This window comes from Methylobacterium sp. WL64, from assembly GCF_008039945.1.
Classification (GTDB): Bacteria; Pseudomonadota; Alphaproteobacteria; order Rhizobiales; family Beijerinckiaceae; genus Methylobacterium.
In genome coordinates this window covers 1-26542 of record NZ_VRVA01000043.1, presented here as the reverse complement: position 1 = coordinate 26542, position 26542 = coordinate 1, and the positions used below count along the sequence as shown (strand labels likewise).

Annotated in this window: 18 protein-coding genes; 5 read left to right on the top strand and 13 right to left on the bottom strand. The window is 71.2% G+C overall.

Features of this window, described 5'->3' with window-relative positions:
- Positions 1–18: 18 nt before the first annotated feature.
- Entirely contained in the window at positions 19–966 is a 948-nt protein-coding gene (locus tag FV242_RS18005; protein WP_147908148.1) for a BLUF domain-containing protein, read from the top strand.
- Between the two features lie 260 nt (positions 967–1226).
- On the opposite strand, the gene FV242_RS18000 is transcribed toward FV242_RS18005, so the two are convergent.
- A complete protein-coding gene (locus FV242_RS18000) occupies positions 1227–2177 on the bottom strand; it encodes a Ku protein (protein ID WP_246692761.1) in 951 nt (316 codons plus the stop codon).
- A 159-nt stretch (positions 2178–2336) separates the two neighbouring features.
- On the opposite strand from FV242_RS18000, the gene ligD reads away from it, so the two are divergent.
- Positions 2337–4841 carry a DNA ligase D gene (gene ligD / locus FV242_RS17995; protein ID WP_147939874.1) on the top strand — a complete coding sequence of 835 codons (2505 nt, stop codon included), beginning with the start codon at positions 2337–2339 and terminating at the stop codon, positions 4839–4841.
- A gap of 220 nt (positions 4842–5061) precedes the next feature.
- Here the strand turns inward: ligD and FV242_RS17990 are convergent, their stop codons facing one another.
- Positions 5062–6888: a sodium:proton antiporter gene (locus tag FV242_RS17990; RefSeq protein WP_147939873.1), complete on the bottom strand. Its 1827-nt coding sequence runs from the start codon at positions 6886–6888 to the stop codon at positions 5062–5064.
- 865 nt (positions 6889–7753) lie between these two features.
- On the opposite strand from FV242_RS17990, the gene FV242_RS17985 reads away from it, so the two are divergent.
- Positions 7754–8464 carry a L,D-transpeptidase gene (locus tag FV242_RS17985; protein ID WP_147907641.1) on the top strand — a complete coding sequence of 237 codons (711 nt, stop codon included), beginning with the start codon at positions 7754–7756 and terminating at the stop codon, positions 8462–8464.
- Between the two features lie 112 nt (positions 8465–8576).
- On the opposite strand, the gene FV242_RS17980 is transcribed toward FV242_RS17985, so the two are convergent.
- The 3 genes from FV242_RS17980 to FV242_RS17970 are packed head-to-tail and all read right to left on the bottom strand — an operon-like array spanning position 8577 to position 11719.
- Complete coding sequence (locus tag FV242_RS17980) at positions 8577–10136, bottom strand: ABC transporter permease (RefSeq protein WP_246692299.1); 1560 nt, start codon at positions 10134–10136, stop codon at positions 8577–8579.
- Positions 10133–10816 carry an ATP-binding cassette domain-containing protein gene (locus FV242_RS36105; RefSeq protein ID WP_147939872.1) on the bottom strand — a complete coding sequence of 228 codons (684 nt, stop codon included), beginning with the start codon at positions 10814–10816 and terminating at the stop codon, positions 10133–10135. The genes FV242_RS17980 and FV242_RS36105 overlap by 4 nt, the downstream gene beginning before the upstream one ends.
- A 15-nt stretch (positions 10817–10831) precedes the next feature.
- Positions 10832–11719, bottom strand: coding sequence for a putative selenate ABC transporter substrate-binding protein (locus tag FV242_RS17970; RefSeq protein WP_147907639.1), 888 nt, complete (start codon positions 11717–11719; stop codon positions 10832–10834).
- A gap of 450 nt (positions 11720–12169) precedes the next feature.
- Here FV242_RS17970 and selD point away from each other — a divergent pair, with 450 nt between their 5' ends.
- Positions 12170–13219, top strand: coding sequence for a selenide, water dikinase SelD (selD, locus tag FV242_RS17965; protein WP_147907638.1), 1050 nt, complete (start codon positions 12170–12172; stop codon positions 13217–13219).
- A 73-nt stretch (positions 13220–13292) separates the two neighbouring features.
- Here the strand turns inward: selD and senA are convergent, their stop codons facing one another.
- A complete protein-coding gene (senA, locus tag FV242_RS17960; protein WP_147939871.1) occupies positions 13293–14594 on the bottom strand; it encodes a selenoneine synthase SenA in 1302 nt (433 codons plus the stop codon).
- A gap of 27 nt (positions 14595–14621) precedes the next feature.
- Here senA and senB point away from each other — a divergent pair, with 27 nt between their 5' ends.
- Positions 14622–15581: a selenoneine biosynthesis selenosugar synthase SenB gene (gene senB / locus FV242_RS17955; protein ID WP_147939870.1), complete on the top strand. Its 960-nt coding sequence runs from the start codon at positions 14622–14624 to the stop codon at positions 15579–15581.
- 58 nt (positions 15582–15639) lie between these two features.
- Here senB and FV242_RS17950 read toward each other — a convergent pair whose 3' ends face one another.
- The 7 genes from FV242_RS17950 to FV242_RS17920 form a co-directional block, all read right to left on the bottom strand.
- Entirely contained in the window at positions 15640–16992 is a 1353-nt protein-coding gene (locus FV242_RS17950; protein ID WP_147907635.1) for a TAXI family TRAP transporter solute-binding subunit, read from the bottom strand.
- 55 nt (positions 16993–17047) lie between these two features.
- Positions 17048–18397, bottom strand: a complete 1350-nt coding sequence (locus FV242_RS17945; RefSeq protein WP_246692760.1) for a CHASE3 domain-containing protein — start codon at positions 18395–18397, stop codon at positions 17048–17050.
- 370 nt (positions 18398–18767) lie between these two features.
- Positions 18768–20063 carry a family 16 glycosylhydrolase gene (locus FV242_RS17940; RefSeq protein WP_147939869.1) on the bottom strand — a complete coding sequence of 432 codons (1296 nt, stop codon included), beginning with the start codon at positions 20061–20063 and terminating at the stop codon, positions 18768–18770.
- A gap of 101 nt (positions 20064–20164) precedes the next feature.
- Entirely contained in the window at positions 20165–21481 is a 1317-nt protein-coding gene (locus FV242_RS17935) for an HlyD family type I secretion periplasmic adaptor subunit (protein WP_147939868.1), read from the bottom strand.
- Positions 21478–23202, bottom strand: coding sequence for a type I secretion system permease/ATPase (locus FV242_RS17930; RefSeq protein WP_147939867.1), 1725 nt, complete (start codon positions 23200–23202; stop codon positions 21478–21480). Before FV242_RS17930 ends, FV242_RS17935 begins: the two co-directional genes overlap by 4 nt.
- 78 nt (positions 23203–23280) lie before the next feature.
- Positions 23281–25449 (bottom strand): hypothetical protein, encoded by a 2169-nt coding sequence (locus FV242_RS17925; RefSeq protein ID WP_147939866.1) that lies wholly within the window; start codon positions 25447–25449, stop codon positions 23281–23283.
- 324 nt (positions 25450–25773) lie between these two features.
- Positions 25774–26505, bottom strand: a complete 732-nt coding sequence (locus FV242_RS17920) for a 1-acyl-sn-glycerol-3-phosphate acyltransferase (protein WP_147907629.1) — start codon at positions 26503–26505, stop codon at positions 25774–25776.
- Between the last annotated feature and the right edge of the window lie 37 nt (positions 26506–26542).

The window sequence follows — 26542 nt, the reverse complement described above, 5'->3', positions numbered from 1 at the left end:
TATCCGTCGGACAATCCCATGAGCGAACTCTACCGCTTGGTCTATGCCAGCAAGAACCTGTTCCAAGGAACCGAGGCCGAGCTGACAGCCACCGTCAGTCAGATCCTGGCCGCGTCGCAGCGAAACAACGATCGATCCGAGGTGACCGGCGCGCTGATGTTCAACGCCGGCGCCTTCGCTCAAGTCCTCGAAGGCCCGCGCCGGGGGGTCGAAGAGACCTTCGAGCGGATCCAGTGCGATGATCGGCATGGGGACGTGACGGTTCTTCAGTGCGGCCCGACGGAGTCCCGCGGCTTTGCCAATTGGTCGATGGCCTTCGTCGGGCAGTCGGCCGGAGGGCAGGCGCAGTTCAACCAACTTGCGGCTGAGAGTGGTTTTGACCTGTCCAGGCTGGACGGCGATGCCGTGTTCGCCATGCTGCACGAGTTGGTCTTGGAGGAGGAGGGGCTGCCGACCTCCCTCGCCACCGCTCCTTTGGTCGGGCCGACCGATGCCGGCCCCCCGGCAGGACTCGATGTCGAGCAACTGAAAGCGGAAATCGCGCAGCTTCGGCCGGATGCCGCAGCGACTCGGATGTCGACGCCGGCGGACGAAAAGCAAAGCGGTGCCTTCACGAACGCGGGGCCGCAATCCCGTCCCGCTGGCGACGTGAGACGCTCGTCGAAGGGAGCAACCGCCGCGGCATTGAATATACTCAAGGCCGCTCTGGCCAGTGAGCGGCAGCGCACGAGCGATCTTCGGACTGAGATCGACGCGTTGCAAGTCGCGTTGGCATCGAGCGAGGATCAGTGCGATGCCCTGCGGATCGAACGGGATCGTTGGGCTGGGCGTGCGCAGCTCCTCGCCACGGCGATGGCCCGAGAAGCGAGCGACGTCCAGAACGTGGCCCCCGGTCTCGGATCGGTGTTAACGCATCCGACGGGACAGCCGAGTTCCGACGACGCGGCAGGTGTCCTTGCCGCTTGAAGACCGTGGCGACGGACGCAGCGGGCGCCGGGTGGGATCGCTACGGGCCACGGTCGAGATCGTGAGTTGGTCCCGCTTACACGCCCCGGGGGTGCTCCGCGGCGTGCACGAGTCGAACGACGCGGATGCCTCTGCCCTCGAGCGTCTCGACGATGTTCCCCGGATTGGCGGCGATTTCGGCATCGCGCACGGTAGCCGCGCGCGCCGTTCCTTGCGTGCCGCGCGCACCAGGCCCACTGGACGTCGGGCGTGCGTGTCGGTCACGCCGCTTTCCGCGCCTTCTCCGAAGCGGTCTTGGCCGGCGCGCGTTTCGGGGCTGAGTTCGAGCGCTCGGAACTCGATGTTTTCCGACGCGACGGTTTCGCCGGCTTGCCGCTCTTCTCGGCGTCGATGCTGCGCTTGAGGGCTTCCATCAGGTTCACGACGTTGCCGGAACTCGCGGCCCCGGCCTTTGCCCGCCCCCTGCCCTTCGGTGCCTTGGGCGCCTTGCCCTTGACCAATGCGATCAGCGCCTCCTCGTAGCGGTCCTCGAACTTCGACGGATCGAACGTCCGCGTCGCGCGCGTGATCAACTCCTCGGCGAGCGCTCGCATCTCGGCTGTTGGATCACCGTCGGGCATGTCCTCGAAGTAGGCCGTCGGCGATCGAACCTCGTCCTGATAGCGCAGCAGCGTGGCCAGCAGGCCCTTGCCGTACGGTTCGAGCAGGACGATCCGCTCGCGCTTGTAGATGACGATGCGGCCGAGCCCGGCCATGCCCTTCTTCTTCATCGCATCCCGGATCACGGCGAAAGCCTCCCGCGAGACCTTGTCCTCGGCCGCGAGGTAATACGGCTTGTCGAGGTAGCGCTCGTCGACCTCCGCGCGCCGGCAGAAGGTCTCGATGTTGATGGTGTGCGTGCTCTCCAGGGCGATCTCGCTGAGCTCGTCATCCTCGACGGGGACGAGTTCGTCCTTGGCGATCTCGCAGCCCTTCACCTGATCGTCGCGCTCGACGGTGTCGCCGGTCACGGAGTCGACCATGAGCTGCTTGAGGCGGTTTCCGGTCTCGCGGTTGATCGTATGGCACTTCAGCTCTCTCGAAGAGCTGACCGCCGGATACAGTCCGACCGCACAGGAGACGAGTGACAGTCGAAGATGACCTTTCCAGTTGGTGCGGGCTGCCACGTCGCTCTCCTGTGTCCGTCGAAGTATCTCCACCCGTCGATGCATCGGTAATGCGGCGATCGGGAGCTTGGCGGTTCAACGAGAGTCCAACTCGACTCGTTCCTCCACAGGCGCACCTGTGGATAACGGGCCCATTATTGTCGTTCGCTCCGCCGTCCCGGCCCCCCAGGAACCCGATCCGACTGGTCCCGTTTCCTGGAAGCGATGACCGAGCTCCTCAAACCGTATCGGGCCAAGCGGGACTTCGAGGCGTCGCCCGAGCCCCAGGGGAAGCGCGGCCGCAAGGCGGCGCGCGCGCGGTTCGTCGTCCAGAAGCACGACGCGCGGCGCCTGCACTACGACCTGCGTCTGGAGATGGACGGCGTGCTGAAGAGCTGGGCCGTGACGCGCGGACCGAGCCTGTCGCCCGCCGAGAAGCGGCTCGCCGTCATGACCGAGGATCACCCGGTCGATTACCTGGCCTGGGAAGGATCGATCCCGAAGGGCCAGTACGGCGGCGGGACCATGATCGTCTGGGACACCGGTTCCTGGGAGCCGGTCGGCGATCCGGCCGCCGGGCTGGCGAAGGGCCACCTCGAGTTCGCCCTGCACGGCGAGCGGCTCGCTGGCCGCTGGCACCTCGTGCGGATGAAGGGGCGTGGCGGCGAGAAGAAGCAGCCGTGGCTTCTCATGAAGGCCGACGACGAGCACGCCCGGCGTGAGGGCGACATCCTCGTCGCGCACGAAGCCTCCGTCCTGTCGGGGCGGACCAACCGGGATCTCGCCGAGGGCGGGGGCGTCAGGGCCGATCACGCCGCCCGCGCCGAGGTGGCTGCCGCGCGGAGGACGAAGCCGACCACGAGCCGGTCCAAGAGCGCCCGCAAGGCGATCCTGCCGCCCTTCGTCGAGCCCGCGCTCGCGGCCCTCGTCGACAACGTGCCCACCGGCGACGGGTGGCTGTACGAGATCAAGCACGACGGCTATCGCATGCAGGCCCGCATCGACGGGGGCTCGGTGAAGCTCTTGACGCGCTCGGGCCTCGACTGGACCGCGAAGTTCGAAGCGACGGCGCAGGCCCTGAAGGCCATGAAGCTGCCCTCCGCCCTGATCGACGCCGAGATCGTCGTCGAGACGGCGGGCGGCGTTTCGAGCTTCTCTGCGCTGCAGCGATCGCTCGCCGCGGGCGATGCCGCATCGGCGGTCTTTTACGCCTTCGACCTCCTGTACCTGGACGGCAGGGATATCCGGGACCTGCCCCTGACCGAACGCAAGGATCTGCTGCTGCAGAGTCTCGACGACGCCCAATCGGGCGGCCCAATCCGGTTCAGCGAGCACCTGGCCGCCGACGGCGCGGCCATGGCGCTCCACGCCTGCAGGCTCGGCCTGGAAGGTATCGTCGCCAAACGGGCGGACGCGCCCTACCGGTCGGGCCGGACCGATGCCTGGCGCAAGATCAAATGCACCCGGTCCGAGGAGTTCGTCGTCGCGGGCTACATGCCCTCGACCACGGCGGCGCGATCTGTGGGGTCGTTGATCCTCGGGACGCACGCGGACGGCACCCTCGTCCATGTCGGGCGGGTTGGTACCGGCTTCCGCGACGCGGTCGCGCGGGATCTCTGGACCGAACTGGAGCCGCTGCGCATCCCGGCGCCGCCCTTCGAAGCCGAGCTGCCGCCCCTTGCGCGCCGCAACGCCCGCTGGGTCGAACCCCGGCTCGTCTGCGAGGTGACGTTCCGCGGGTGGACGGGCGACGATCAGCTGCGGCATGCCTCCTTCAAGACCCTCCGGAGCGACGTGCGTCCGGACGAGGTCGTACGGGAGAAGACGCCTGCGGCCCCGAAGGCAAGCACGCGGAAGGCGCCAGGAGAGACCGTGACGCTGACGCATCCCGATCGCGTCCTCTGGTCCGACGTCGGCCTAACCAAGGAGGGTCTCGCCGCGTACTATGCGGAGATCGCCGACCGCATGCTGCCGCATGTGATCGACCGCCCGCTGTCGCTCCTCCGGTGCCCCGACGGCCTCGGGTCCTGCTTCTACCAGAAGCACGGCTGGGCCGGGCTCGACGAGCGGTACCTCCGGGTCGTGGGTGACGAGAAGGCCGTGGTGATCCGCGATCGCGACGGCCTGCGCACGCTGGTCCAGGGGAGCGTCCTTGAAATCCACCCCTGGGGTGCGCCGGCCTCGGACCCGGAACGGCCGGACCGCCTGATCTTCGACCTCGATCCGGGCGACGGCGTCGGGTGGGGCGATCTGGTCGCCGGCGCCCTGGAGGTGCGCGAACGGATGTCGGAGGCGGGTTTCGCCACGTTCGTGAAGACCACCGGCGGCAAGGGGCTGCACGTCGTCGTCCCGATCGAGCCGAAGGCCGGGTGGGCCGAGGCGAAAGCCTTCGCGCAGCGCATCGCATCCGAGATGGCGAAGGACGCACCCGACCTCTACGTCGCAACCGTGTCCAAGAAGGCCAGGGACGCCCGGATCTTCGTGGACTACCTGCGCAACCAAAGGGGCGCGACCGCCGTCTCGGCCTTCTCGACCCGTGCCCGCCCCGGCGCGCCGGTTTCCGTCCCCGTCGATTGGGACGAGCTTCCGTCGCTGGGGTCTGGCGCGCGCTTCGACGTCATGAACCTGCCAAGCCGCCTCGCCGCCTTTCAGCGCGATCCCTGGGCCGAGTTCGAACGCGCGGCGCGGCCGTTGGAAGCCGCCGGCCGTCAGCCCCGCCGGCGGACGTAGCCGGCCGGCACGGGCGATCTGCGGGCATGGGATTGCCTACGATGGTGACGGGACTGCGCGGCGGGCGTGGTCTGTTCCGCCCAGACCCCCACATCGCGGGAACCACCGCGGATGGGCGCAGGCCGACTGAATCCTCCACACCGGTCGGCGGGTCTTTCCAGCGGCGCGCGGTCGAAGCATCGGGATCGGGACGGATCGATCCCGCAGGGGACACGACCGTTCAGGCAAACAGCATGGCGGGTCGGTCATCGGCGTCGATTTCCGTCCCGCTTGGCGCCTGCAGGATCAGGACCCGATCACCCTCGCCGACCTCGTTCTCTTCGTGATCGACCGAGAAGAATTCCAGGCTCCCGTCGGCCTTGATGGCGAGCAGATGGATGCAGTCCGGTTGCTCGACGGCGTCCGGGCCGGCGACCAGGAACCGCCAGCCGGCCTCGTGCCGTCCGGCCAGCGCATCGAAGCTGGCGTCCGCATCCCCGAAGACCTTGCCGCGGGCATCCCGGCTGACACCGGTGTCGGCGTGCAGCAGGTGGTTTTCGGACGGAGCGACCTGATAGACGCGCTCGCGACCGATCTCCGGGGCCAGCCGCGTGCATACGAGGGCGTTGTAGAGCTCATCCCGGGTCGCAGCGAGCAGATGGTCCGGAGGATGGTCGGCCATCCCTTCCTCGGCGGATCGGGACAGGAGTTCCGCCTGCAGCGTCGGCACCCCCGCGTCTCGGGCGGCCAGCATGGCGCCGGGGTAGATGTCGATGATCACGACCGGTACGCCGGCACGATGCAGCGCGATCACCATGTCGCTCGCCCATGGGGATGCCCCGACCACGGCGAGCCGCTGCGTATCGGCGGCGGTCGACAGGCCGAACCTGCGGGCGAGTGGGCCCAGGGAGAAGCCGTGGGCGAGCACGGTCGCGACGATGACTGAGAACACGGTGGGTTGGATCAGGTCGCCTCCGGCGTACCCCGCCTCGCTGAGGCGGGGACCGGCCAGCCCGGCGACGGCGGCCGCGACGATGCCACGCGGCCCGATCCAGCCGACGAACAGGCGCTCGCGCCGGGACAGGTCGCTGCGCAGCGTGGCCAACCAGATCGCCGCCGGGCGAACCACGAACAGGATCGCGGCCGTTAACCCGAGGATGGGTGCCGACAGCTTTCCAAGGACCGCGAGGTCGAGGTCGGCGGTCAGCACCACGAACAGGCAAGACACCAGCAGGACGACGAGGCTTTCCTTGAATCGACGAAGTTCGGCCAGACCCGGCACGTGCCGGTTCGCAAGCGCGATGCCGAACACGGTCGCACCGATCAGCCCGGCCTCGTTCATGAGCAGGTTCGGCACGACGTAGGCGATGAGCGCGAGTGCCAGCAGCACGGGCGTCTTCAGCGTCTCGGGGATGAGGTCGCGCCGGAACGCCCAGGCGACAAGGAGTGCCGAACCCACGCCGAGCGCACCTGCCACCAGCACCCCCTCGGCGAGGTGAAGCATGAGCGCCGTTGCCGGATCCTCGCCGGCTGCGCGGGGCACGCCCACAAGCATCTCGATGACGACCGCGGTCAGGATGGCTCCGACCGGGTCGTTGACGATGGCCTCCCACTTCAGGAACGCGGCCGAGCGCCTCTCCAGTCGCGCGTGGCGCAGGAGCGGCAGGATCACGGTCGGCCCGGTGACGACGAGGATGGCGCCGAACACGGATGCCGGCCCCCACAACATCCCCCCGATCAGGTGGGCGGCGAGCGTGCCCAGGACGAAATTGATGGGCAAGGCGAAGGCGGTCAGCCGTAGCACCCCCTCGCCAGACGCCCGTAACTCGCGGAAATCGAGGGCGAGACCGCCTTCGAACACCACGATGGCAACCGCCAAGCCGATCAGGGGGCGCAGGTTCGGGCCGAAATCGTGCGTTGGATGAAGCAGCCCGAGCACCGGCCCGACGAGGAAGCCGAGCGCGAGCAGGATGACGATGGCAGGGATGCGCAGTCGGGCCGCGAGAACCTGAGCGGCCATGCCGCCACCGACGACGCAAAGGACCGCCGTCGCCAAACCGTGTTCCATGCACGACGCTCCGGACCGACGTTCCGACCCACCCCCTTTGGCAGCCGAACCGGGATCCTACGATGGGGTGGGGGCGGTCGCGTGGTTCCTCCCGGACAGGCGGAGGATGCAGCGTACGCGCACGGTCAATCGAGCGGTCCCGCTACGGTTCCCGTTCAAGCGGCGCAGCCGTGGACGCAGCCGCGGGGCTACTCGCTGACGCTGACTGCTTCGGCCACTCGGAGCGTTCGTTGATCGACGGCCGCGCGATCGACGGACCGTCCCGTTTCGTCTTCGGCGCGGCGGGCTGGGGGATCTGCCGCACGCCGGGTGCGATCGACCGCATTGGGACCGAGAGCTTCACCCACATGGACGGCGTCCCCTGGATCGAGGACGCCCGGCATTGGGTGTCGCGGGAGCAGCGAGCGCGTTTCGTCGCCATCCCGCTCCACGCTCTCCGACGCATCCGCACGCAGGGACGACACGCTTTCGCGTGGGCTGGTGATCCACCCAACGACGCAGGACGATCGCGCACCGCCGGCGCCCCGCGTGCTCGCGCGGCAAATCGACTATCGGCGCCGGCGTCGATAGTCGATTTGCTGCAGCACCTTGGCTCCGTCCAGGCAAGGTCTGCTTTCGGGTGTGACGTCCGGTGGCCGCCTCCAGGCTGGCCGTGTCGCCGATCTGAGGATCAGGTCCGCCCCCGACGTCCCCCGGTCGACGATCGCCGCATCCGAGCGCTGTACAGGCTTGGCCATACTCTCGACGTAATAGCCGCGCTTCCAGGCGGGACAGGTGTTGTCAAGCTCAGCTGAGCAGGACGCACGATTGGTATCGGCCGCGGGCGTGACCGTATCGGGCCGCGGCTCATGGGAAGTCCGGGATCATGATCATGGACGGTCGGGGCGCCGAGGGCGGCGACGGGGATGCGGTCGGCCTGCGCGGGCGTCAGACGGGAGTTCTCAGCCGCCGGTCGTTTCTGGCTGGCTCGGCCGTCGGCCTGGGTGCGCTCGGGCTCGGTGGCTGCGCGACATCCGATGGCCTGATCCTGGCCGAGGCGGCGAAGATCTACGGGCCGATGCCCGACGAGAAATTCCCGATCCCGGCCGCCGACGTCAGCAAGGTCAATCCGAAATACTTCCGCCAGACGGTCCGCTACGACACCAAGGAGGCGGCCGGCACGATCGTCGTCGATCCCCGCAACTTCTACGTCTACCGCGTCGAGGGTGACGGATCCGCCACCCGCTACGGGGCCAATGTCGGCCGCGATGGGTTCCTGTGGAGCGGCGACGCCTACGTCGGCCGTAAATCCGAATGGGCGACCTGGACGCCGCCCCGGGAGATGATCAAGCGCCAGCCCGAGGCCGCCAAGTATGCCCGCGGCATGCCGGGCGGCCTCGACAACCCGCTCGGCGCCCGCACGCTCCATCTCTACCAGAACGGCGCCTACACGCTCTACACGATCTACGCGAGCAGCGATCCCGAGACGATCGGCTCCGGCATCACGAGCGGCTGCGTCGGCCTGCTCAGCCAGGACATGATCCACCTCTACGCGCGCACGCCGGTCAAGACGAAGGTGGTGGTCCTGCCGGCCTAAGAGGCTTGTCGGCCCCCCGGGCCGATCCAGCCGGATTCCCCGGCCCTGCCGGCGGTGCTCCTCGCCGCGGCCGGTCGCCCCCGCGTGGCGGCCGTGAAGGGGCGCGAGCCCGTCAGGAGCAGGCCGCCCGGAGGGGCGGGGTCGCGGCGGATCCGTGCCGCGGCGCGGAGAGGCGGATCGGCAGGTCGGTGAGGCGCAGGGACCGGCGCAGGGCCCTGGACAGCGCATCCACCAGCATCGTCAGGACGGCGGTCGCCACGATCAGCAGCACGGCGACGTCGAGGCGCAGCTCCGAGATCGCGGCGTCGACGTAGAAGCCGAGCGTCGCCACGCCGAGGATGCCGAAGATCGCGCTCTCGCGCAGGATCAGCTCCCAGCGGTACAGCAGGTAGGCGAGGAACTGCCCGTAGAGCCGCGGCACCGTCTCGTAGCTGTAGAGGTTCAGGCCCGTCGGGGCGTCGGCACGGTAGGCGAGGTCGTCGGCGTGGCGCCCCATCAGGTAGCCGACGATGCCCGCGTTGTGGATCGTCAGCGCCAGGATCGCCGGCAGCATCGACGGCCCGAGCAGCTGCAGCAGCACGTAGGCCAGCATGTATTCCGGCGTCGAGCGCACGATCACGAGCAGGACGCGCCCGAAGGGCTGGCCTATCGGCCCCGCGAACCGGCGCGAGGCCAGGGGGAACAGCAGCAGCGCGCCGAGGGCGGTGGCCACCAGCGCGATCTGCGCGAGCACCAGGGTCTGGACGGCGCCCGGCAGGATCTGCTGGGTGAGGATCGGCTGGAACCAGAGCCCGAGCCGGCTCCAGGTCGCCGGGTCGAGGAGCGCGCCGGACCGGAGCGGGCTCGGGACGATGTCGTGCGTCACGAAGCGGTCCAGGCTTGAGAGCCAGTGCGTCGTCCCGACGGTGCGCGGAAGGGCGAGCACGCTGACGATGAGAAGGAGGGGCAGGGTCGAGAGCCGCATCCAGAGACGGCGCGAGCCGATCAGGGCGTAGAACACGAGGAGCAGGGCGCCGGCCTCGGCGTAGCGGCCCTGCCGGAAGGCGGATTCGAGGTAGAAGCCCATGGTCGGCAGGCCGATGAAGCCGAGCACCAGGGTCGAGCGCATGGCGCACTCGAACCGATAGAGCGTGTAGTGTCGGAAGGCCGCGGCGACATCCGGAAGACGGCCGTACGCGAAGGCCGAGAGGGCACCGGTCCCCTCGGGCAGCACCCGCAGGGCCGACAGGTCGGCCTCCTCCATGATCTCGGAATAGACCTTGGCGCAGATCCCGGCATAGGGCAGCGCGATGGCGAGGATGCCGGTGAGGGCCGACAAGCCGAACACCTGCATCAGGAGCAGCGCCCAGAACAGCTCGTGCACGGAGCGCAGGCCGGCGCAGACGAGGCGCACGCCCCGGATTCTGGCGAACGGAATGGCGAGGACGAAGCCGGCCCCGGCCCCCGCCGTCACCCCGAGGATCGCGAACGCGACGGTGTACACGACGCTCCAGATGTCCACCGCCAGCAAGTCCGGATGGATCAGGCCGCCGAGCAGGCGCTGGAGGTCGGCCCAGGGATGCAGGCTGCTGACTGCGAGGTCGGCTGCCAGGAGCGCGGCCAGCGCACCCGCTGCAAACCAGCGCGTCACCGCCGCGTAGCCCCAGCCGGGAATCCGGCGCAGGGCGCTCACGAGGCTTGACCGTAGAACGGGGCGAGGGCCGCCTCGTCGAGGTCGCGGGCGGGCGCGTCGAGCACGATGCGCCCGGCATCGAGGACCACGATCCGGTCCGTGTGCGCGAGGGCCAGGGCGATGTCGTGGAGCGCCAGCACCAGGGTCCGGTGGCGCCTGGCCAGCCGCTCCAGGACGAGGCCGCCCTGCGCGCGGTCCAGGGCCGAGACCGGCTCGTCCCCGATCAGGATCGGGCGCCCGTTGTAGAGCGCGCGCGCCACCGAGACGCGCTGCTGCTGCCCGCCCGACAGGGCGCCGGCCTTGGCGTGGAGTTCGCCGGCGAGCCCGATCTCCCCGAGGATGTCCCGGATCTCGTCCAGGTCGGCGCGGGCCGGAAACGCCAGCGTGCGCAGGTTGTGCAGGGTCGAGCGCCGGTCGAGCCGGCCCATGTAGACGTTGTGGAAGACCGACAGGGTCCGCACCAGGGCCGCCGCCTGCGGGATCAGCGCGGTGCGGGCGCGCGCTTGGGCGTGGATGAGCCCGAGCAGGGTGGACTTGCCCGCCCCCGAGCGGCCCATCAGGGCGACCCGCTCGCCGGCCCGGATGGTCAGGTCCACCCCGAACAGGACCGGCTTGCCGTCATAGGCCGCCTGGGCGCCCGACAGCACGATCTCCGGCTCGGGTCGGGATCCGGCGTTCACCGCGCTGCGCTCGTCTCAGTCCAGCAAGCCCGTGGATTTCGCCACGCGCTCGATCGGCTCATAGGCGGCATTGGTGACCGGGATGAACTTCGAGCGGGCGAAGGGCGCCAGGATCGCCGGATCGGTGATGCCGACGAGGGCCGCCTTCAGCGTCTCGGTGAAGCCGGCGCCGTAGATCGCGTCGACATCGCCCCGCACGGTCCACTGGTAGTCGGGAAACGGCGGGCTCTCCCAGATGATGCCGACGGTCGTGTGGTCGACCTTGCCGGCCTTGTCGTCCAAGTCCCACACCGAGTAGTCGACCGCCCCGACCTCGAAAGCTCCGGACTGGACGAGCTGGATCGTGCGGGTGTGGTCCCCGGAGAAGCCGACGCGGGAGAACACCTCCTCGGGCGTCTTGCCCGGGAACGCCGCGCGGATGAAATACTCCGGCATCAGGCGACCCGAGGTCGAGGCGCGCGAGCCGAACGTGAACGTCTTGCCCGCGACCGCCTTCGGGAAGTCGGCCGACTTCGCCAGGCCGGTCTTCGTGTTGGCGATGAGGTAGGTCTTGAACGCCGCGTCCTCGGCGCCTTGCGCGATCGCCTGCGCACCGGGCGAGGCCTTGCGCGCCTGCACCCCGGTGAAGCCTCCGAACCACGCGAGTTGCACCTGGCCGTTGGTGAAGGCCGTCACCGCCGCCGGGTAGTTCTTCACGGGGATGTACGTCACGGGGACGCCGAGCTTGCCCTCGAGATAGCGCGCGACCTTGCCGAAGCGCTCCACGAGACGACTCTCGTCCTGGTCGGGAATGCCGGTGAAGACGAAGGCCGGTTTCGCGCGCTCCTGCGCGCCCGCGGGGCCGGATGCGACGAGACATCCCAGTCCCGCCAGCAACGCCCCGTTCAACGTCCGTCTCAGCATCGCCGTCCCCACCCGTGTTCCGACACTCTACACCCTCAAGCGCACGCCGATGTCCAATCAATTGACGGCTCATGCGGGCGTTAAAGCGCGCGCCGCCGAAGTGGATACCGGTTCGGCGTCAGCGAGAGCCTTGAATCGAGGACTGGGAGCCGCTCCCGATCACCGGATCGGGGCCCCCTCTGTCGATGATGGATCCTGCGGGACGATGCCGTGCGCCTACGGGCCGCACGGAGGCGGTGGCCGCAATGCGGTCCTGCACCGCGCGCTTCGGCCCGGCCGCCGCCTGCGCTGCACCGATCCGGGCACGAGGCGGGCACGAGCCGCGTGGTGGTGCGACGCGCCCGCGCTGTGCCGGCCTGATGGCGGTCTGTACCGGATGCCCGCTTTTGTCTGGTAGGACCCGTTCCGAACCGTCAGTTGTCACAGCTCTCGATGCCACAGGATTCAGCCATGGATACGCCTCCGGTCCGCCTCACCAGCCTCGCCCATGGCGGAGGCTGCGGCTGCAAGCTCGATCCGGCGGTGCTGCGCACGCTCCTCGCCGACCAGCCGGTGGCCGGCCCATTCGAGCGCCTGCTCGTGGGCAACGAGACGGCCGACGACGCGGCGGTCTGGGCCCTGGATGACGGGACCTGCCTCATCGCCACGACGGACTTCTTCACGCCGATGGTGGACGATCCCCACGATTTCGGTCGGATCGCCGCCACCAACGCGATCTCCGACGTCTACGCCATGGGCGGCAAGCCGATCCTCGCGCTCGCCATCCTGGGCATGCCGGTGGGCAAGATCGCCCCCGAGATCGTCGCCCGGATCCTGAAGGGCGGGGCCGCCACCTGCGCCGAGGCGGGCATCCCGATCGCGGGCGGCCACTCGATCGATACCCCGGAGCCGATCTACGGCCTGGCGGTGATCGGATTGTGCGACCGTGCCCGCATCCGGCGCAACGCCGACGCGCGAGCTGGCGACGTGGCCATCCTGACCAAGCCGCTCGGCGTCGGCATCTACTCCGCCGCGATCAAGCGCGAGGCCCTCGACGCCGCGGGCTATGCCGACTTCGTCGCCACCACGACGCGTCTCAACAGGGTCGGGGCAGATCTGGCGGGCGATGCGGAGGTCCATGCCATCACCGACATCACCGGTTTCGGCCTCCTCGGGCATGGGCTCGAACTCGCCCGCGGCGCCGGCCTGACCTTCGTCGTCGCGGCCGGCGCGATCCCGCTCCTGCCCCGGGCCGAAGCGCTGGCGCGGGACGGCTTCGTCACCGGCGCCTCGCACCGCAACTGGGCGAGTTTCGGCGGCCAGGTCACCCTGCCCGAGGATCTGCCGGACTGGCGCCGCCACATCCTCACCGATCCCCAGACCTCGGGCGGCCTCCTCGTGACCTGTTCGCCCGGGCGTGCCGAGGCGATCCTGGCCCAGGTCCGCGCCGCGGGTTTCGCGCAGGCCGCCATCGTGGGGCGGTTCGAGGCCGGCGCCCCTGGGATCCGCGTCGAGGCCTAAGGGGGCACGGGGCGGCCTCGACCTCGTCTGGGCCGCTTGCACCGAACCGGTATCCAGTTCGGCGGCAAGCGCCCTAAAGCGCCACCGTGCGGAAGCCGGCGAACACGTCCCGGCGCTCCGGGCCGAAGAAGTTGCGATAGCCGGTGTCGACCATGCGCGAGCGGGTCGCCCAGGCGCCGCCGCGCAGGACCTTGCGCGTCCCGAAGGCCGGCTCCGAATACTCCTTGTAGGCGTCGGGCGCGAAGCCGGGAAAGGGCAGGAAGGGGCTCGCGGTCCATTCCCAGACGTTGCCGAGCATCTGCCGGCAGCCCCAGGCGCTGTCGCCCGCGGGGTAGGCGGCGACGTCGACGCAGCCGAGATGGCCGCCGTCGAGATTGGCGCGGTCGGCCGTGGGCGGGGCATCGCCCCAGGGATAGCCGCGCTTGGTGCCACCGAGCGTCCCATCGCGCGCCGGCGCTCCGGCGGCGGCGGCCTCCCATTCCGCCTCCGTGGGCAGGCGCCGGCCGGCCCAGCGGCAATAGGCGTTGGCCTCGTGCCAGTTGACGTGGACGACCGGCTCATCGGGCGCCAGCGGCGCGTCCCGGTCGAACCTGCGGACGGTCCAGTCCCGCGCGCCGTGAGGCGTCCAGTAGGCCGGGTGCGCGGCCCCGCAGCCGTCGCGCCAACCCGCCCCGTCCGCGTCCCAGTGGGCGTCCGCGCGGTAGCCGCCATCCGCGACGAAGGCCGCGAACTCTGCATTGGTCACCGGCGCGCGGGCGATGCGGAACGGCGCGACCGGCACCGGATGCGCCCATTTTTCATTGTCGAACACGAAGCCCCCGGGCTCGGATCCGAGCCGCCAGGTTCCGCCGCCCACGGTGGCGTCGCCCGGCCACGGGCCGGTTCCCGCGGACCGGGCGCTGGCCGATGCGGCGAAGGCCGGTGCGGGATAGCCCAGCGTCTGGCGCGTGTACGTGAAGGCCTCGTCGTGCATGTCCTCGTGGAAGGTGACGAGCTGGTAGAGGTCGGCCTCCTCGCCTGTCGGCTCGCGGTCGGCCAGACGCCGGATCAGGGCCTCGTGGACCCGCGCCATGTAGCCCAGGGTCTCCGGCAGCGCCGGCAGCGGGATCGACCAGCGCGTCGCGTGCGGCACCCGGGCGGAATCGTAGAGCGCGTCGGCCTCGGCCATCAGCGGCGGCTGCCCGTCGAGCGCTCTCAGGATGAAATGTTCGTGAAACCAGGCGAGATGCCCGATTTCCCACAGGAGCGGGTTCACGAGATCAGATTTCGGCCCCATGAGGCGGTCACGATCGAGGCCTGCCACCAGTTCGAGCGTTCGCGCCCGGGCATCCTGCAGCATGGCCACGAGGTCGGCAGCGGAAACCGGTGTGCGCATCAAACGTCCTGGAAGCCTGTCGAGACCATGAAGATCAGTCTCATCACGCCGGCTGCGCGAATGTCCCGCGCCGGAAATCGGACAACGGCGACCCGCTGGGCGCGCATCCTCGGCGATCTCGGACACCAAGTCGAGGTGACGACGGCCTACGGGGAGGATGCGGACGCCGATCTGATGCTCGCCCTGCACGCCTGGCGCAGCGCCGGGTCCATCGCGCGCTTCAAGGCCCGCCACCCCGACCGGCCGCTGGTGGTCGCCCTGACCGGCACGGACGTCTACCACTATCTCGCGGCGGACCCCGGGCCGACGCTGCACGCGTTGGATCTGGCCGACCGCCTAATCGGCCTCCACGACCTGATCCCCGCCGCGCTTCCGGAGCGCCACCGCGGCAAGCTCGACGTCGTGTTCCAGTCCGCCCTGCCGCGGCGACAGCGCTGGCCGGTATCGGCGGCGGCTTTCGAGGTCCTCGTCGTCGGGCACCTGCGCACCGAGAAGGACCCGTTTTGCGCCGCCCGCGCCGCCCGGCGGCTTCCGGCCCGGTCCCGCACGCGCATCGTCCATCTCGGCGGCGCCTCCTCGGAGGTCTGGGCGGACCGGGCGCGCGCCGAGATGGCCGACAATCCGCGCTACCTGTGGCTCGGTGACCGGCCGGGCTCCCTGGTTCGGCGGTGGCTGACCCGGGGGCGCGTCATGGTCCTCAGTTCTCAGCAGGAGGGCGGTGCCAACGTGGTGTCGGAAGCCCTCGTGTCCGGCCTGCCGGTGATCGCCTCCGACATCCCCGGCACGCGCGGCCTGCTGGGGCCGGCCTATCCCGGCTATTTCCCGGTCTTCGACGAGGCCGCCCTGGCCGCCCTGCTCCTGCGCGCCGAGGAAGAGCCCGGGTTCCTGGACACCCTGGCTGCGTGCGGCGCGGCCCGGGCAGACCTGTTCGCGCCGGCCCGGGAGCGCGAGTCCCTTCGGCGCGTCGTCGCGCGCTGCCGCCCGTAGCGCCCCGCTCCGGCGCCCCCGGCTTCCCCAACGCGGCGCAGAAGCCATCCCGGCCCGGTCAGTCCGCGGCGGCGTGGCGGCGCAGGTCCGCGATCGTCGCCCGGGCGGTGTCGAGGGCGATGGCGACGGCCGACATCGTGGCCGCGTCGGGGGCACGCTCGCGGGCGTAGCGGACGGCGTCGCCGGCCAGGCGGTCGACCTCGCGGGTCAGCCCGGCGGTCGCCGCCGGGTCCTGGGCCGCGCGGGCCTGTTCGGTGATCTCCAGGAGCCGCTCCACGATCTCGTCGATGTGCTCGCGGCGCAGGCCGGCCAGGCGCTGCCGGATCCAGGCCAGGACCGAGACCAGGCCGCCCGCGAGCGCGCCGAGCAGGTAGAGCGTGTCGCCGTAGCGCTCGACGAAGCCGTGCTGCTCGCGCTCGTAATAGTCGATCGCCCCCGGGTGGATCGGGATCCGGGCGCTCGTGGCCGCCACCGTGGTCTCGTAGGACGGGGCCTGGACGTAATCGGCCGCCTCCGTGGCGTTGGCTGCCTGCGTGCGCTTCTCGAACAGCTGCTGGGTCAGGTCGGCCGCCACGGCACGGCTGAGGGATGCGCGGGCCATCAGCCGGTAGGAGGCGCCCACCGTCTTCACGTCGTCGGCCGGAAGCTTGGGCCGGCCGCCGAACAGGCCGCCCGGGATGGCCACCGCCTGGAGCTTGGGGAAGCGCTCAATCACGGCGTCGTCGTCCGCCACGGCGACGAACGCGACCTTGCCGCCGCGCGCCACCGAGCGGACCGCCGCGACCAGATCGAGCGCCTTGGGCGCGGAGGGCGCGATGATGCTGATGAAGGCGTCGATCCGCTTCTCGCGCAGCGCGCCGGCCACGCCATCCTCGGCGACCGGCACGAGCACGACCGCGCGGTCGCCCGGTCCGGTGCCCGCCGCCGGCTCCAGCGTCAGGCCGTAATAGCCGAGGAGGCTCTTGAGCAGTCCGATATCGGCGTCCCGGTGCGTGCCGATGCCGATCCGCTTGCCGGCCAGGTGCGGGAAATCCGTGATGCCGGCCTGCTCGGGCGAGGCGATGATCATCGCCTGGTCGCGCAGGATCGCCAGGGTGAGCCCGTTGGTCGGCAGCAGCACGTCGGGCCGGACCACCGCCAGGTCGGCCCGACCGTCCTGCAGGGCGGCGGCGCTCTCGCGCACGTCCTCGAAAGCGAGGATCTTGAGGCGCAGGCCGGTGCGGCCCGATTCCAGCGCGTCCGCGTAGGCTTTGATCAGGGCGGGCTCGGTGCCGTCCCGGGGCGCCACCGCGACGGTGAGCACGGTCGCCTGCAGGAGATACCAGGCGGCCAGGGCCGCGACACCGAGGAGCAGGACGGCGCCGGCCAGCAGGGTCTCGCGGCGCAGCAGCCAGGACAGATCGCTCGGCATCGGCCTCTCGGTGGGTCGCGTCCGCGCCGCTTGCCGGCGCGGCTCGAAAGCGCGGCTACAGCGCCAGTTCCGGGAGCGGATCGACGTCGCGCAGGCGGGCCGGTGCGGGCTCGGCGTGGTCCGGGGGCTCGACGGAAAAATAGGCCATCGGCTCCCGGCGGCCGCGCAGGGGCTCGCGGCTGACCTCCCGCCAGACCGCGGTGGCCGGGCCTGCGGCCCGCCGGACCGCCTCCGAGGCCAGGATCGGCACGCCGTGGACCTTGGTCGCCTGCTCAAGGCGCGCGGCGACGTTCACGGTGTCGCCCAGCACGGTGAACTCGTAGCGGGCCTCCTCACCGATGATCCCGCTGAACACCTCGCCGCAATGGAGGCCGATCCCGATGCGCACCGTGGCGTCGTGCTCGCCTTTGCGGTTCCAGCGGGCGATGGCCTCGACCAGGTCCCCCGCGAAGGCCACTGCCCGGGCGGCGTCGTCGCCCTGCGCCTCGGGCAGGCCGAACACCACCAGGGCGCCGTCGCCCAGGAACTTGTCGACCACGCCGTTGTGCAGCTTGGCCGTCCACATCACCCGGCGCCGGAACGCGGACAGGAACGCGGAGAGCTGCTGCGGGTCGAGGCGCTCGGCCAGGGCGGTGGAGCCGCGCATGTCGACGAAGGCGATGACCGCCTGCTGTCGCCGGCCTGCCCGCAGGCTGCCGTCGTCGTCGGCCAGGCGCGAGACCAGCTCCTGCGGCAGGAAGCGCGACAGCCGGCGGCGGCGCCCCGCCTCGCGCATGGCCGACACGGCGAACAGGATCAGCACCAGGACGAGCGCGGCCAGGGCCGCCCAGATCAGCAGCGCGATCCGGGAGACCGCCGCCTGGCGCTGCTCCATCAGGGCCGTCTCCTGGGCCTCCATGCGGCGCACGACCGTGCGAATGTCGTCCATCAGGCGGCGCCCGCTCCCCTCCCGGACGAGGGTCCGGCTCGCCTCGGCGTCGCCGCCCCGGTACAGGTCGATGGTGGTGGCAAGTTCGCCGAGCTTCTCGCGGATCAGCAGGATCAGGCCGTCGAGTTCGGCGCGCTGGCCGTCGTCGTCCCGCAGCAGGTCGCCCAGGCGGGCGAGTTCGCCGTTGACCTTGGAGCGGCCGGCCCGGAACGGCGGCAGGAAATCCTCGTCCCCGGTGAGCAGGTAGCCGCGCTGCCCGGTCTCGGCGTCCTGCACCGCCGACAGCACCCGGCCGAGGCGCCCCTCCACCGCCAGGGCGTGGCGCACGGCCTCGCTGCCGCGCTGCTGGTAGACCGAGGCGCCCACGGCGATGCCCAGCATGGTCAGGATCACCGCGAGGCCCGCGATCATCCGGTCGACGGTCTTCGAGCGCCGGGGCAGCTGCCCGATCACGTCCAGGGCGGTCCGGGCGGTCATGCCGTGGTCGCGCGGGCGAGGAATACGCAGGATCTGGCCACGCAGGATCGGACCATGCAGGATCGGGTCGCGCGGAATCGGCCCAGGCAGGTGCGTGCCGCGCGTGCGTCGGCGATCCCGCCGGCCGGAGCGGCCGGCCGGATGGGCTCGCGCATGGTCGCGCTCCGCGCCGCGGGCACAGCGATCTCCTGTCTCGATGGGGTCGGCGGGCGATCCGGACCGGGCCGACGGGTGGGACCGCCAGCACAAAAGGCGGCCCCGGCGATTGTTCCCGCCGCATCGGGCAAACATAACGGACGACGGCGGTTTCCGGCCCCTGCTGCCGCAATCGTGATCCGATCCGGGTCGTCCCCCTCCCCCACCCCGGCCGCTACAGGCCGAACATGCTCTGGGTCGGGGCGTGGAGCGTGAAGGCGTGGCCCTCGTCGATCCAGCCGGTGCCGGCGTGGCCCTGCTCGATATAGGTGATCTCCGCGGCGCTCGACGCGTAGTAGTGGCGGCCGCTCTCGGTGTTGACGAACCGCTCGATGTTCATCGCGGCCGATCCGGGCGCGGACGGATCCGTGTAGGCCTCGAAGGCGACGCCGTCGTAGCGGTAGCCCGAGCCGGACCCGATCAGGCCGTCCCGCTCGGCGGCGCTGGCCGTGTAGAAATGGTCGCCGGTCGCCGCGTTGGTGAAGTGGAACACGTCCGCGGTGCCGGCCGTGTCGGTGGGCGCCGCCCAGCCGACCCCCTGATACGCGTAGGCCGTCTGGGAACCCGTCAGGGTGTCCCGTTCCGCCGTGCTGGCCGTGTAGAGGTGCTGTCCGGTGGACGCGTCGTAGAAGTGGAAGACCGGCTCCAGGCTCGCGCCCGCACTGCTCGGGTTGGCCTGGTAGGCGCGCAGGTAGTCGACGTTCATGTGGGCCGGGAACGGCGTCGTCGCGTCGGCATCGCCCGGCCACGTGCCGCCGACCGCCAGGTTGGCGATCATGTACATCGGCTTGTCCAGGCTGGCCGGCGTCGGCGTGCGGTAGACCTCCTGGCCGTCGAAGTAGAAGGCCAGGCTGTCGGGCCCCCAGTCGACCCCGTAGGTGTGGAAGCCCCCGCTCATGTCGGCGACGTGCGCGGTGCCCTGGCTCAGGGTGTGGTCGCCGGCGGTCTGGCCGGGCGCCAGGCTGTGGACGCTGGTGTAGAGCGTGTCGGGGTCGTGCCCGAGCATCTCCATTACGTCGATCTCGGGGGGCCAGGAGCCGTCCTTCGCCAGCAGCCAGAAGGCCGGCCACATCCCCTGCCCGGCCGGCAGCTCGGCCCGCATCTCGAAGTAGCCGTAGGTCTGGCTGAAGCTGTGGGACGTGTTGATCATCCCGGACGTGTAGGGCTGGCCGCCGAGGTCCGGGAGCAGCGCCGGGTCGGACGGCGCGGCCGTGATGGTCAGGATGCCGTCATGGACGCCGAACGGGTTCGGCAAAGCCGCGCCGCTCCCGCCGACGAGATGGTCGGCGCGGAGGTACCATTCCTGCTCCTGGTTGAACGGACGCGTCCCGGTCGCCGTGACGTAGCTGCCCCATTGCGGCCCGCCCGCCGTGTCGAGGCCCGAGGTCCCGTTCCAGAGCTGCAGCGTGTCGAACTCGGCGCTGTAGGTCAGGGTCGCGGTCTGCGCGAGGTTCTTTGGGTCGATCGGCATGGTGGCTGGCCTGTCGGTTATGCCGGATCCCGGCGGCCCGGTTCCATTATGCAATCAAGAGTTGCAATATCCTTGCCGGCCCGGCGAACAGGCGCCCGGCCCTACTTCTCGCGAAACGCCCGGCGCGCCTGATCGACCAGGGGCTTGGTCAGGTACGACAGCACCGTCCGGTCGGCGGTCCGGATGAAGGCCTCCACGGGCATGCCGGGCATCAGCTTGGCGCCATCGAGCCGGCCGAGCTCGTCCTTGGTCACGCCCAGGCGCACCAGGTAGTAGAAGCTGCCGGTCCGCTTGTCCTCGCTGACGTCGGCGGCGATCCGGATGACGCGGCCGTTGAGCTCCGGGGTCGTCCGCTGGTCGAAGCTCGGGAAGCGCAGGCCGGCGGCCTGCCCGGTCTGCAGCCGATCGATGTCCTGGGGCGCGACCCGGACCTCGGCCACCAGGGAATCGGCGTTCGGCACGATCAGCATGATCGGTTCGCCCGGGGAGATCACGCCCCCACGGGTATGGACCGCCAGCTCGTGGACGTAGCCGGTCTGCGGCGAGCGGATCTCGATGCGCTGGAGCTGGTCGAAGGCGGCGATCCGCTGCTCGGTCAGGGTCGCGGCCTTGGCGCGGTTCTCGGCCAGCTCCTTGGCGACGTCGCTGCGCAGGTTCTGCTCGAGCTGGATGATCTGCAGCTCGGTCTCCGAGACCTTGCCCTTGGTCTGGGCGATGTTGGCCACCAGGACCCCGCGCTCGCCCTTGAGGCGGGACATGTCGCGCTGCAGGCTCGTGAGCCGGGTCAGCTGGATCAGGTTCTTCTTCCAGAGATCCTCGACGCCCTCGTATTCCCGGCCGATGATCGTGGTCTCCTGCTCCTTGGCGGCGGCCTGCTCGACCAGGCCCTTGATCTCCTCGCGCAGCTGGCCGATCCGCTCGCGCAGCTGCGCCTTCTGGCCCTGGAGCGCGTCGCGGCGGAAGCGGAACAGCTTGCGCTCGCCGTCGACGATCCGGGCGACGTCGGGTCCGGCTCCGCCGAGTTCGGCCGGGAACGCGACCTCCTCGCGGCCGTCGCGCTCGGCCTCCAGCCGGGCATTGCGGGCGGCGATCTCCCATAGGCTCTTGGTGACGCTGTCGTAGGTCGCCCGGGTGGTGGTGGCGTCGAGGCGGACCAGCAGGTCGCCGGCCAGGACCCGGGCGCCCTCCTGGATCGGCAGTTCGGCGACCACGCCGCCGGTGGGGTGCTGGACCTTCTTGATGTTGCTCTCGACCACCAGGGAGCCCGTGGCGATGATCGCCCCGGACAGTTCCGTGGCGGCCGTCCAGGCGCCGGTCCCGGTGGCCAGCACGATCACCGCGGCGACGCCGACGACGTGCCGCCGCAGCGAGCGCCGGGTCTCGCGGGTCGGGTCGGCGGAGGCCTGGTCCCGCGTCATGCGACCCTCGTGGGTGTCTGCCGGGTCAGGGCGCCCAGCTGCGCCAACACCTCGTCGCGGGGCCCGTGCAGGCGCACGCGGCCCTCGCCCAGGACCAGGATGCGGTCCACCGCCGCCAGCGCGCTCGGCCGGTGGGCGATCACCACGACGATGCCGCCCCGGGCGCGCACGCCCTGCACGGCGGCCGACAGGGCGCGGTCGCCGTCGACGTCGAGGTTGGAGTTCGGCTCGTCCAGCACCACCAGGAACGGGTCGCCGTAGAGCGCCCGCGCCAGCGCGATCCGCTGGCGCTGGCCCCCCGACAGGCCGAGCCCGCCGGCGCCGACCCGGGCGTCGTAGCCGCCCGGAAGCCGCAGCACGACCTCGTGGACGCCCGCCGCCTTCGCGGCCGATTGCAGGGCCTCCGGGTCCGGCGCCGGGTCGAACCGGGTGATGTTCTCCGCGATGGTGCCGTCGAACATCTCGATGTCCTGCGGCAGGTAGCCGACGGCGCGGCCGAGGGCGTCGGGATCCCACTGGTCGATCGCCGCGCCGTCGAGGCGGATCACCCCGCGGACCGGCCGGGCCAGGCCGACGAGCGCGCGGGCGAAGGTGGACTTGCCCGAGCCGCTGGCGCCGATCACCCCGAGCGCGCTGCCGGGGGCCAAGGCGACGTTGACGTCGTGCAGGATCAGGCTGTCGGTCCCGGGGGCGGCGATCGACAGGGCGGTCACGCGCACGCTCTCCCGGGGCGCCGGCAGGGGCGTCAGGGCCTCCGGCTCCCGCCGGGGCAGGAACGCCACGAGCCGGCTCCAGGCCTGCCGGGCGGCCGAGAACGACTTCCAGTTGGCGATGGCGAGGTCCACCGGCGCGAGCGCCCGGGCCGACAGGATCGTGGCGGCCAGCATGACGCCGGCGGTGGCCTCTTCGCGCACCACCAGGTAGGCGCCGAGCCCCAGGATCCCGGATTGCAGCACCGTGCGCAGCAGGCGCGCGACCGCACCGAAGCCGATGGCCAGGTCGTTGCCGGAGGTGGCGACGTCGAGGTTCCGGCGGGTCCGGACCTGCCAGAGGTCGGCCACCCGCGACCGCATCCCCAGCGCGCAGAGCAGCGGCGCCGTCCGGTGCGCCATGTCGGTGAAGGACCGGCGCTCGCCGGCGACCCGCACGGTCTCCCGGGTGGTCTCGGCGGAGGCCCAGTCGGTCAGGACCGTCAGCACGCACAGGAACAGGGCGCCGGCCGCGATCGCCGCCCCGAGCCAGGGATGGAACAGGAAGCAGACCGCAATGTAGAGCGGCACCCAGGGCAGGTCGAAGAAGGCGGTGAGCGCCATACTCGACACGAAGCCCCGCACGGTGTCGAGGTCGCGCAGGGCCTGGGGGCCGTCGTCGCCGCGGGGCGTCTCGGAGCCGCGCGCCAGCAGGGTCCGGAAGATCCGCGGACCGAGGCGCTCGTCCACCAGGCGGCCGAACCGAGACAGGATCCGGGCGCGGAAGACCTCGAACACGCTCTGGATCACGAACAGCATCAGGGCGATGCCGGCGAGCCCGACCAGGGTGGCGATGCTGCGGCTCGGCAGCACCCGGTCGTAGACCTGCAGCATGAAGATTGGGGCGGTCAGCATCAGCAGGTTGATCAGGCCGCTGACGATCATCACGGTGATCAGGGCGGTGCGCCCGGCCCCGATCGCGGCCCGGAATTCCCGGCGTTTGGCAGCACGCAACACGTGTTCGTCGGTCAACGGACTGTCCCCCGGAGCCTCGGCTCCACATCCTCCCAAAAAAAGCCCCCGCCGCGTGGGCGGCGGGGGCTCCGGTCGTCAGAGGCCGAGCAGGTGCAGGCCGCCCGCGGCCGAGTGCGGAGTCGGGTCGGTGTGGTGGATGTCGGCATGGCTGCCGAGGTCGATCGTGACGATCCCGAGATCGAGGCTCGCCCCGTGGGAGCCGCCGGCTTCCCCGGCACCCGCCGGCGCCGTCGAGGCCGGGCTCAGGATCTGCCCGACGAGGGAATCTACGCCGCCGCCGCTGCCCTGCGGCAGCAGGATGCTGTCGCCGGAGAGCAGGCTGGCGGTGGCCAGGCTCGGCTGGTCGGCACCCACCGCGATGGCGCTCGCCTGCACGGTGTGGGACGGATCCGCGGCCGGGGTGAGCACGGCCGCGTTGGCCAGGGGCGTCGCGGTGGTCGGGCCCGCGGCCACGTCGATCAGCGGGTGGGTCCCGGGGCCGGCATCGCCCGAGCCGCCGCCGGTCGGGCCGCCCAGCAGGCCGTCGACCGGGTTGCCGCCCGCGCCGCCCTCCGTGGCGCCCAGGACCGAGGTTACGGTCCCGAGCACGCCATCGAGCGGACCCGCGCCGCCCTGGCCGCCGGCGGCGCCGGAGAGGGCCCCGGTCACCGACCCCAGTACGCCGCCGGCCGCACCGGCGACATGCCCGACATCGCCGGCGACCTGCCCGATCGCGGGGGCCGCGTTGCCGCTCAGAACCGCGCCGGGCAGGTTGACCACGTCGGTCAGGAGGTTGGTCGACTCCCCGAGCTCGCCCAAGCCCACATCGGTGCCGAGGTCGATCACGGCGTGGAGCGGCGCGTTCAGGATCGCCACGTCGTGGCCGGCCTGTTCCAGCACGCCGTGGATGGCGTCGATCGCCCCGTTGGCGAGCCCGGCCACGGGCTGCAGCGGCGCGTTCGGTCCGAGCAGGGTGCCGATCCCATCCGCCTGGCCTCCACCGGCGAGGCCGCCGAGCAACCCGTCGAGGGGCGTTCCGCCGTGCCCGCCCAGCAGACCATCCACCGCCGAGGTTACGGGGGCGAGCAGGCTGCCGCCTGGCGCTCCGGTATCGCCGCCGAGCCCGCCGAGGAGGCCGGTGACGCCGCCCAGCAGGCCGCCGGCCGCGTGGGTCACGGCGCCGACATCGCCGAGGATCGGCGACAGCGCCCCGAGGCCCTGGCCGCCCAGCAAGTCCCCGGGCAGGGCCGCGACGTCGGTCAGGAGGTTGCCGCCCTGCCCCAGATGGCCGAGGCCGAGGGTCTCGCCGAGATGGGTCAGGCCGTGCAGGGCGTCGTTCAGGAGCGGAACCGCGTGCCCGAGATTCTCGAGGGTCGCGTGGATGTCGAGCACCGCGGTGTTCGCCAGGTTGGTGACGGGGGCCAGCAGCCCGTCCGACGAGAGCAGGCCGCCGGCATTGGCGACCCCGGTCACCGAGCCGACCAGGGTGTCGGCCGAGCCGAGGACGTGGCCGAGATCGGACAGGACCGGGTTGGCCGACGCCAGGCCGCCGCCGGTCAGGAGCGATCCGGGCAGGGCCAGCGTGTCGGTCAGGAGGTTGCCGCTCTGACCCAGATAGCCGAGGCCGAGTGTCTCGCCGAGAGCCGTGACCGCGTGGACCGGCGCGTTCAGCACCGGGATCTGGTGGCCGGCGTCCTCCAGCGTGGTGTGCAGATCGAGGACGGCCTGGTTGAGGATGCTGGTCGCCGGGCTGAGGATGCCGTCGGCCCCGACCAGGCCGTTGCCGTTCGCCGGCGCTGCCGTGACCGATCCGAGCAGGGCGCCGGCGGCCGCGGCGACGGCCCCGGCATCGCTCGGCAGCGACGGGATCGCGCCGGACCCGGCCGGGTCGGCGCCAGCGCTCGTGAGGTCGGTGATCAGGTTGCCGCCCGCGCCGATATGGCCGAGGCCCACGGTCTCGCCGAGATTGGTCAGCCCGTGCAGCGGCCCGTTCAGCGGGGCGACCGCGTGGCCGAGCCCCTCCAGCTGCGCATGGGTGTCGAGCACGATCTGGTTCGCCGTCGCGCTGACCGCGTCGGGCAGCACCGATCCGCGCGCATCCGTGGAGCCGGTATCGACGGTGCCCTCGATGAGCGAGGCGATCGGGCCGAGGCTCGCGAGCTGGCCGGTGGAGAGGGCGGTCGTGGATAGGAGTGCGTCGGGGCCGACGAGCCATGCGAGGGAGCGCGACGCGGGGCTGAGGATTGCGGCGGGAGAGAGCGACATGAACACCTCCTGGTTCATCAAGTAACCAGTTTTGCAACTGTGAGTTGCAAATTGCGGCGTCGGTAGGGAATACCGAGGCCACCTTGATTCGGTGGATCGCGTCTGTTGCGAGAATACGCTTGCGGGGGTGGCCGGTCCGGCCGATCGCGTCGATCCGCTGATCGAGGACCGCGATCGTGTTCGGGTAAAGCCCGGCGGACAGATGAAAGCGGGTCTTCGCCAACCCGACCAGCTCGCCGGTGGCGGCCCGCGCGGTGGGCGGCGGCTCCTTCGCCGCGGGACGGCCTGCGCGCAGCCCCGGTTTGTCGGTGCTGGAACGAGGGCCTAACGCCGCCCCTGCGCCTCGGCCGGACGCCAGCGGTCGAGTTCCCGGTCGATCGCGCCCTCGGTGCCGCGCAGGAACTCCGCGGCCGGCAGGCCGGGCGCGAGGGCGGCGAGGTAGCTCACCACGATCGTGCCGGCTCGCGTGGCCATGCCCCGGGGCCAGAACAATCCGGAATTCACCGCGACCGGCACCACCGGCAGGCGCAGCCGGCCGTACAGCAGCTCCACGCCACGCTTGAACTGCAGCGGGTCGCCGGCCCGGCCCCGCGTGCCCTCCGGAAAGATCAGCACCGAGCGGCCCGCCGCGACGGCAGCCTGGCTGCCCTCGATGATCGCCCGCAGGGCCTGCGTGCCGTTGGCGCGGTCGATCACGATCATCGGCGAGCGCCGCAGGAACCAGCCGACCACCGGGATCGCCAGCAATTCCCGCTTGGCCACGATGGCGACGTCGGGGACCAGCACCAGGAAGGCCAGGGTCTCCCAGGTCGACTGGTGGTTGGCCACGAGCAGGCAGGGCTCGGCCGGGAGGTGTTCGCGCCCCTCCTCGACGTAGCGCAGGCCGACGATGCCGTGCAGGCCCGCCAGGACCCCGCGGGCCCAGAGCCGCGCCGCCGTGCGGACCGGCCGCGCCGGCGCCCCGGCGAGCGCCAGGACGACCAGCGGCGCGACGAACAGGGCCGTCCAGACGGTCCAGTAGGCGACGAACAGAAGGGAACGGGCGTGCTGCGCCAAGGTCGGGCCTCACCTAGGGCCCGGGGCGGGGCTGGGG

What these genes read in the sequence shown, in the direction of transcription:
- FV242_RS18005 (WP_147908148.1), top strand. Translation starts at nt 19, where the DNA reads ATGAGCGAACTCTACCGCTTGGTCTATGCCAGCAAGAACCTGTTCCAA.
- FV242_RS17950 (WP_147907635.1), bottom strand. Translation starts at nt 16,992, where the DNA reads ATGCCGAGCGATCTGTCCTGGCTGCTGCGCCGCGAGACCCTGCTGGCC.
- FV242_RS17940 (WP_147939869.1), bottom strand. Translation starts at nt 20,063, where the DNA reads ATGCCGATCGACCCAAAGAACCTCGCGCAGACCGCGACCCTGACCTAC.
- FV242_RS17990 (WP_147939873.1), bottom strand. Translation starts at nt 6,888, where the DNA reads ATGGAACACGGTTTGGCGACGGCGGTCCTTTGCGTCGTCGGTGGCGGC.
- FV242_RS17925 (WP_147939866.1), bottom strand. Translation starts at nt 25,449, where the DNA reads ATGTCGCTCTCTCCCGCCGCAATCCTCAGCCCCGCGTCGCGCTCCCTC.
- FV242_RS18000 (WP_246692761.1), bottom strand. Translation starts at nt 2,177, where the DNA reads ATGCATCGACGGGTGGAGATACTTCGACGGACACAGGAGAGCGACGTG.
- FV242_RS17970 (WP_147907639.1), bottom strand. Translation starts at nt 11,719, where the DNA reads ATGCTGAGACGGACGTTGAACGGGGCGTTGCTGGCGGGACTGGGATGT.
- FV242_RS17945 (WP_246692760.1), bottom strand. Translation starts at nt 18,397, where the DNA reads ATGACCGCCCGGACCGCCCTGGACGTGATCGGGCAGCTGCCCCGGCGC.
- senA (WP_147939871.1), bottom strand. Translation starts at nt 14,594, where the DNA reads ATGCGCACACCGGTTTCCGCTGCCGACCTCGTGGCCATGCTGCAGGAT.
- FV242_RS17935 (WP_147939868.1), bottom strand. Translation starts at nt 21,481, where the DNA reads ATGACGCGGGACCAGGCCTCCGCCGACCCGACCCGCGAGACCCGGCGC.
- selD (WP_147907638.1), top strand. Translation starts at nt 12,170, where the DNA reads ATGGATACGCCTCCGGTCCGCCTCACCAGCCTCGCCCATGGCGGAGGC.
- ligD (WP_147939874.1), top strand. Translation starts at nt 2,337, where the DNA reads ATGACCGAGCTCCTCAAACCGTATCGGGCCAAGCGGGACTTCGAGGCG.
- FV242_RS17985 (WP_147907641.1), top strand. Translation starts at nt 7,754, where the DNA reads ATGATCATGGACGGTCGGGGCGCCGAGGGCGGCGACGGGGATGCGGTC.
- senB (WP_147939870.1), top strand. Translation starts at nt 14,622, where the DNA reads ATGAAGATCAGTCTCATCACGCCGGCTGCGCGAATGTCCCGCGCCGGA.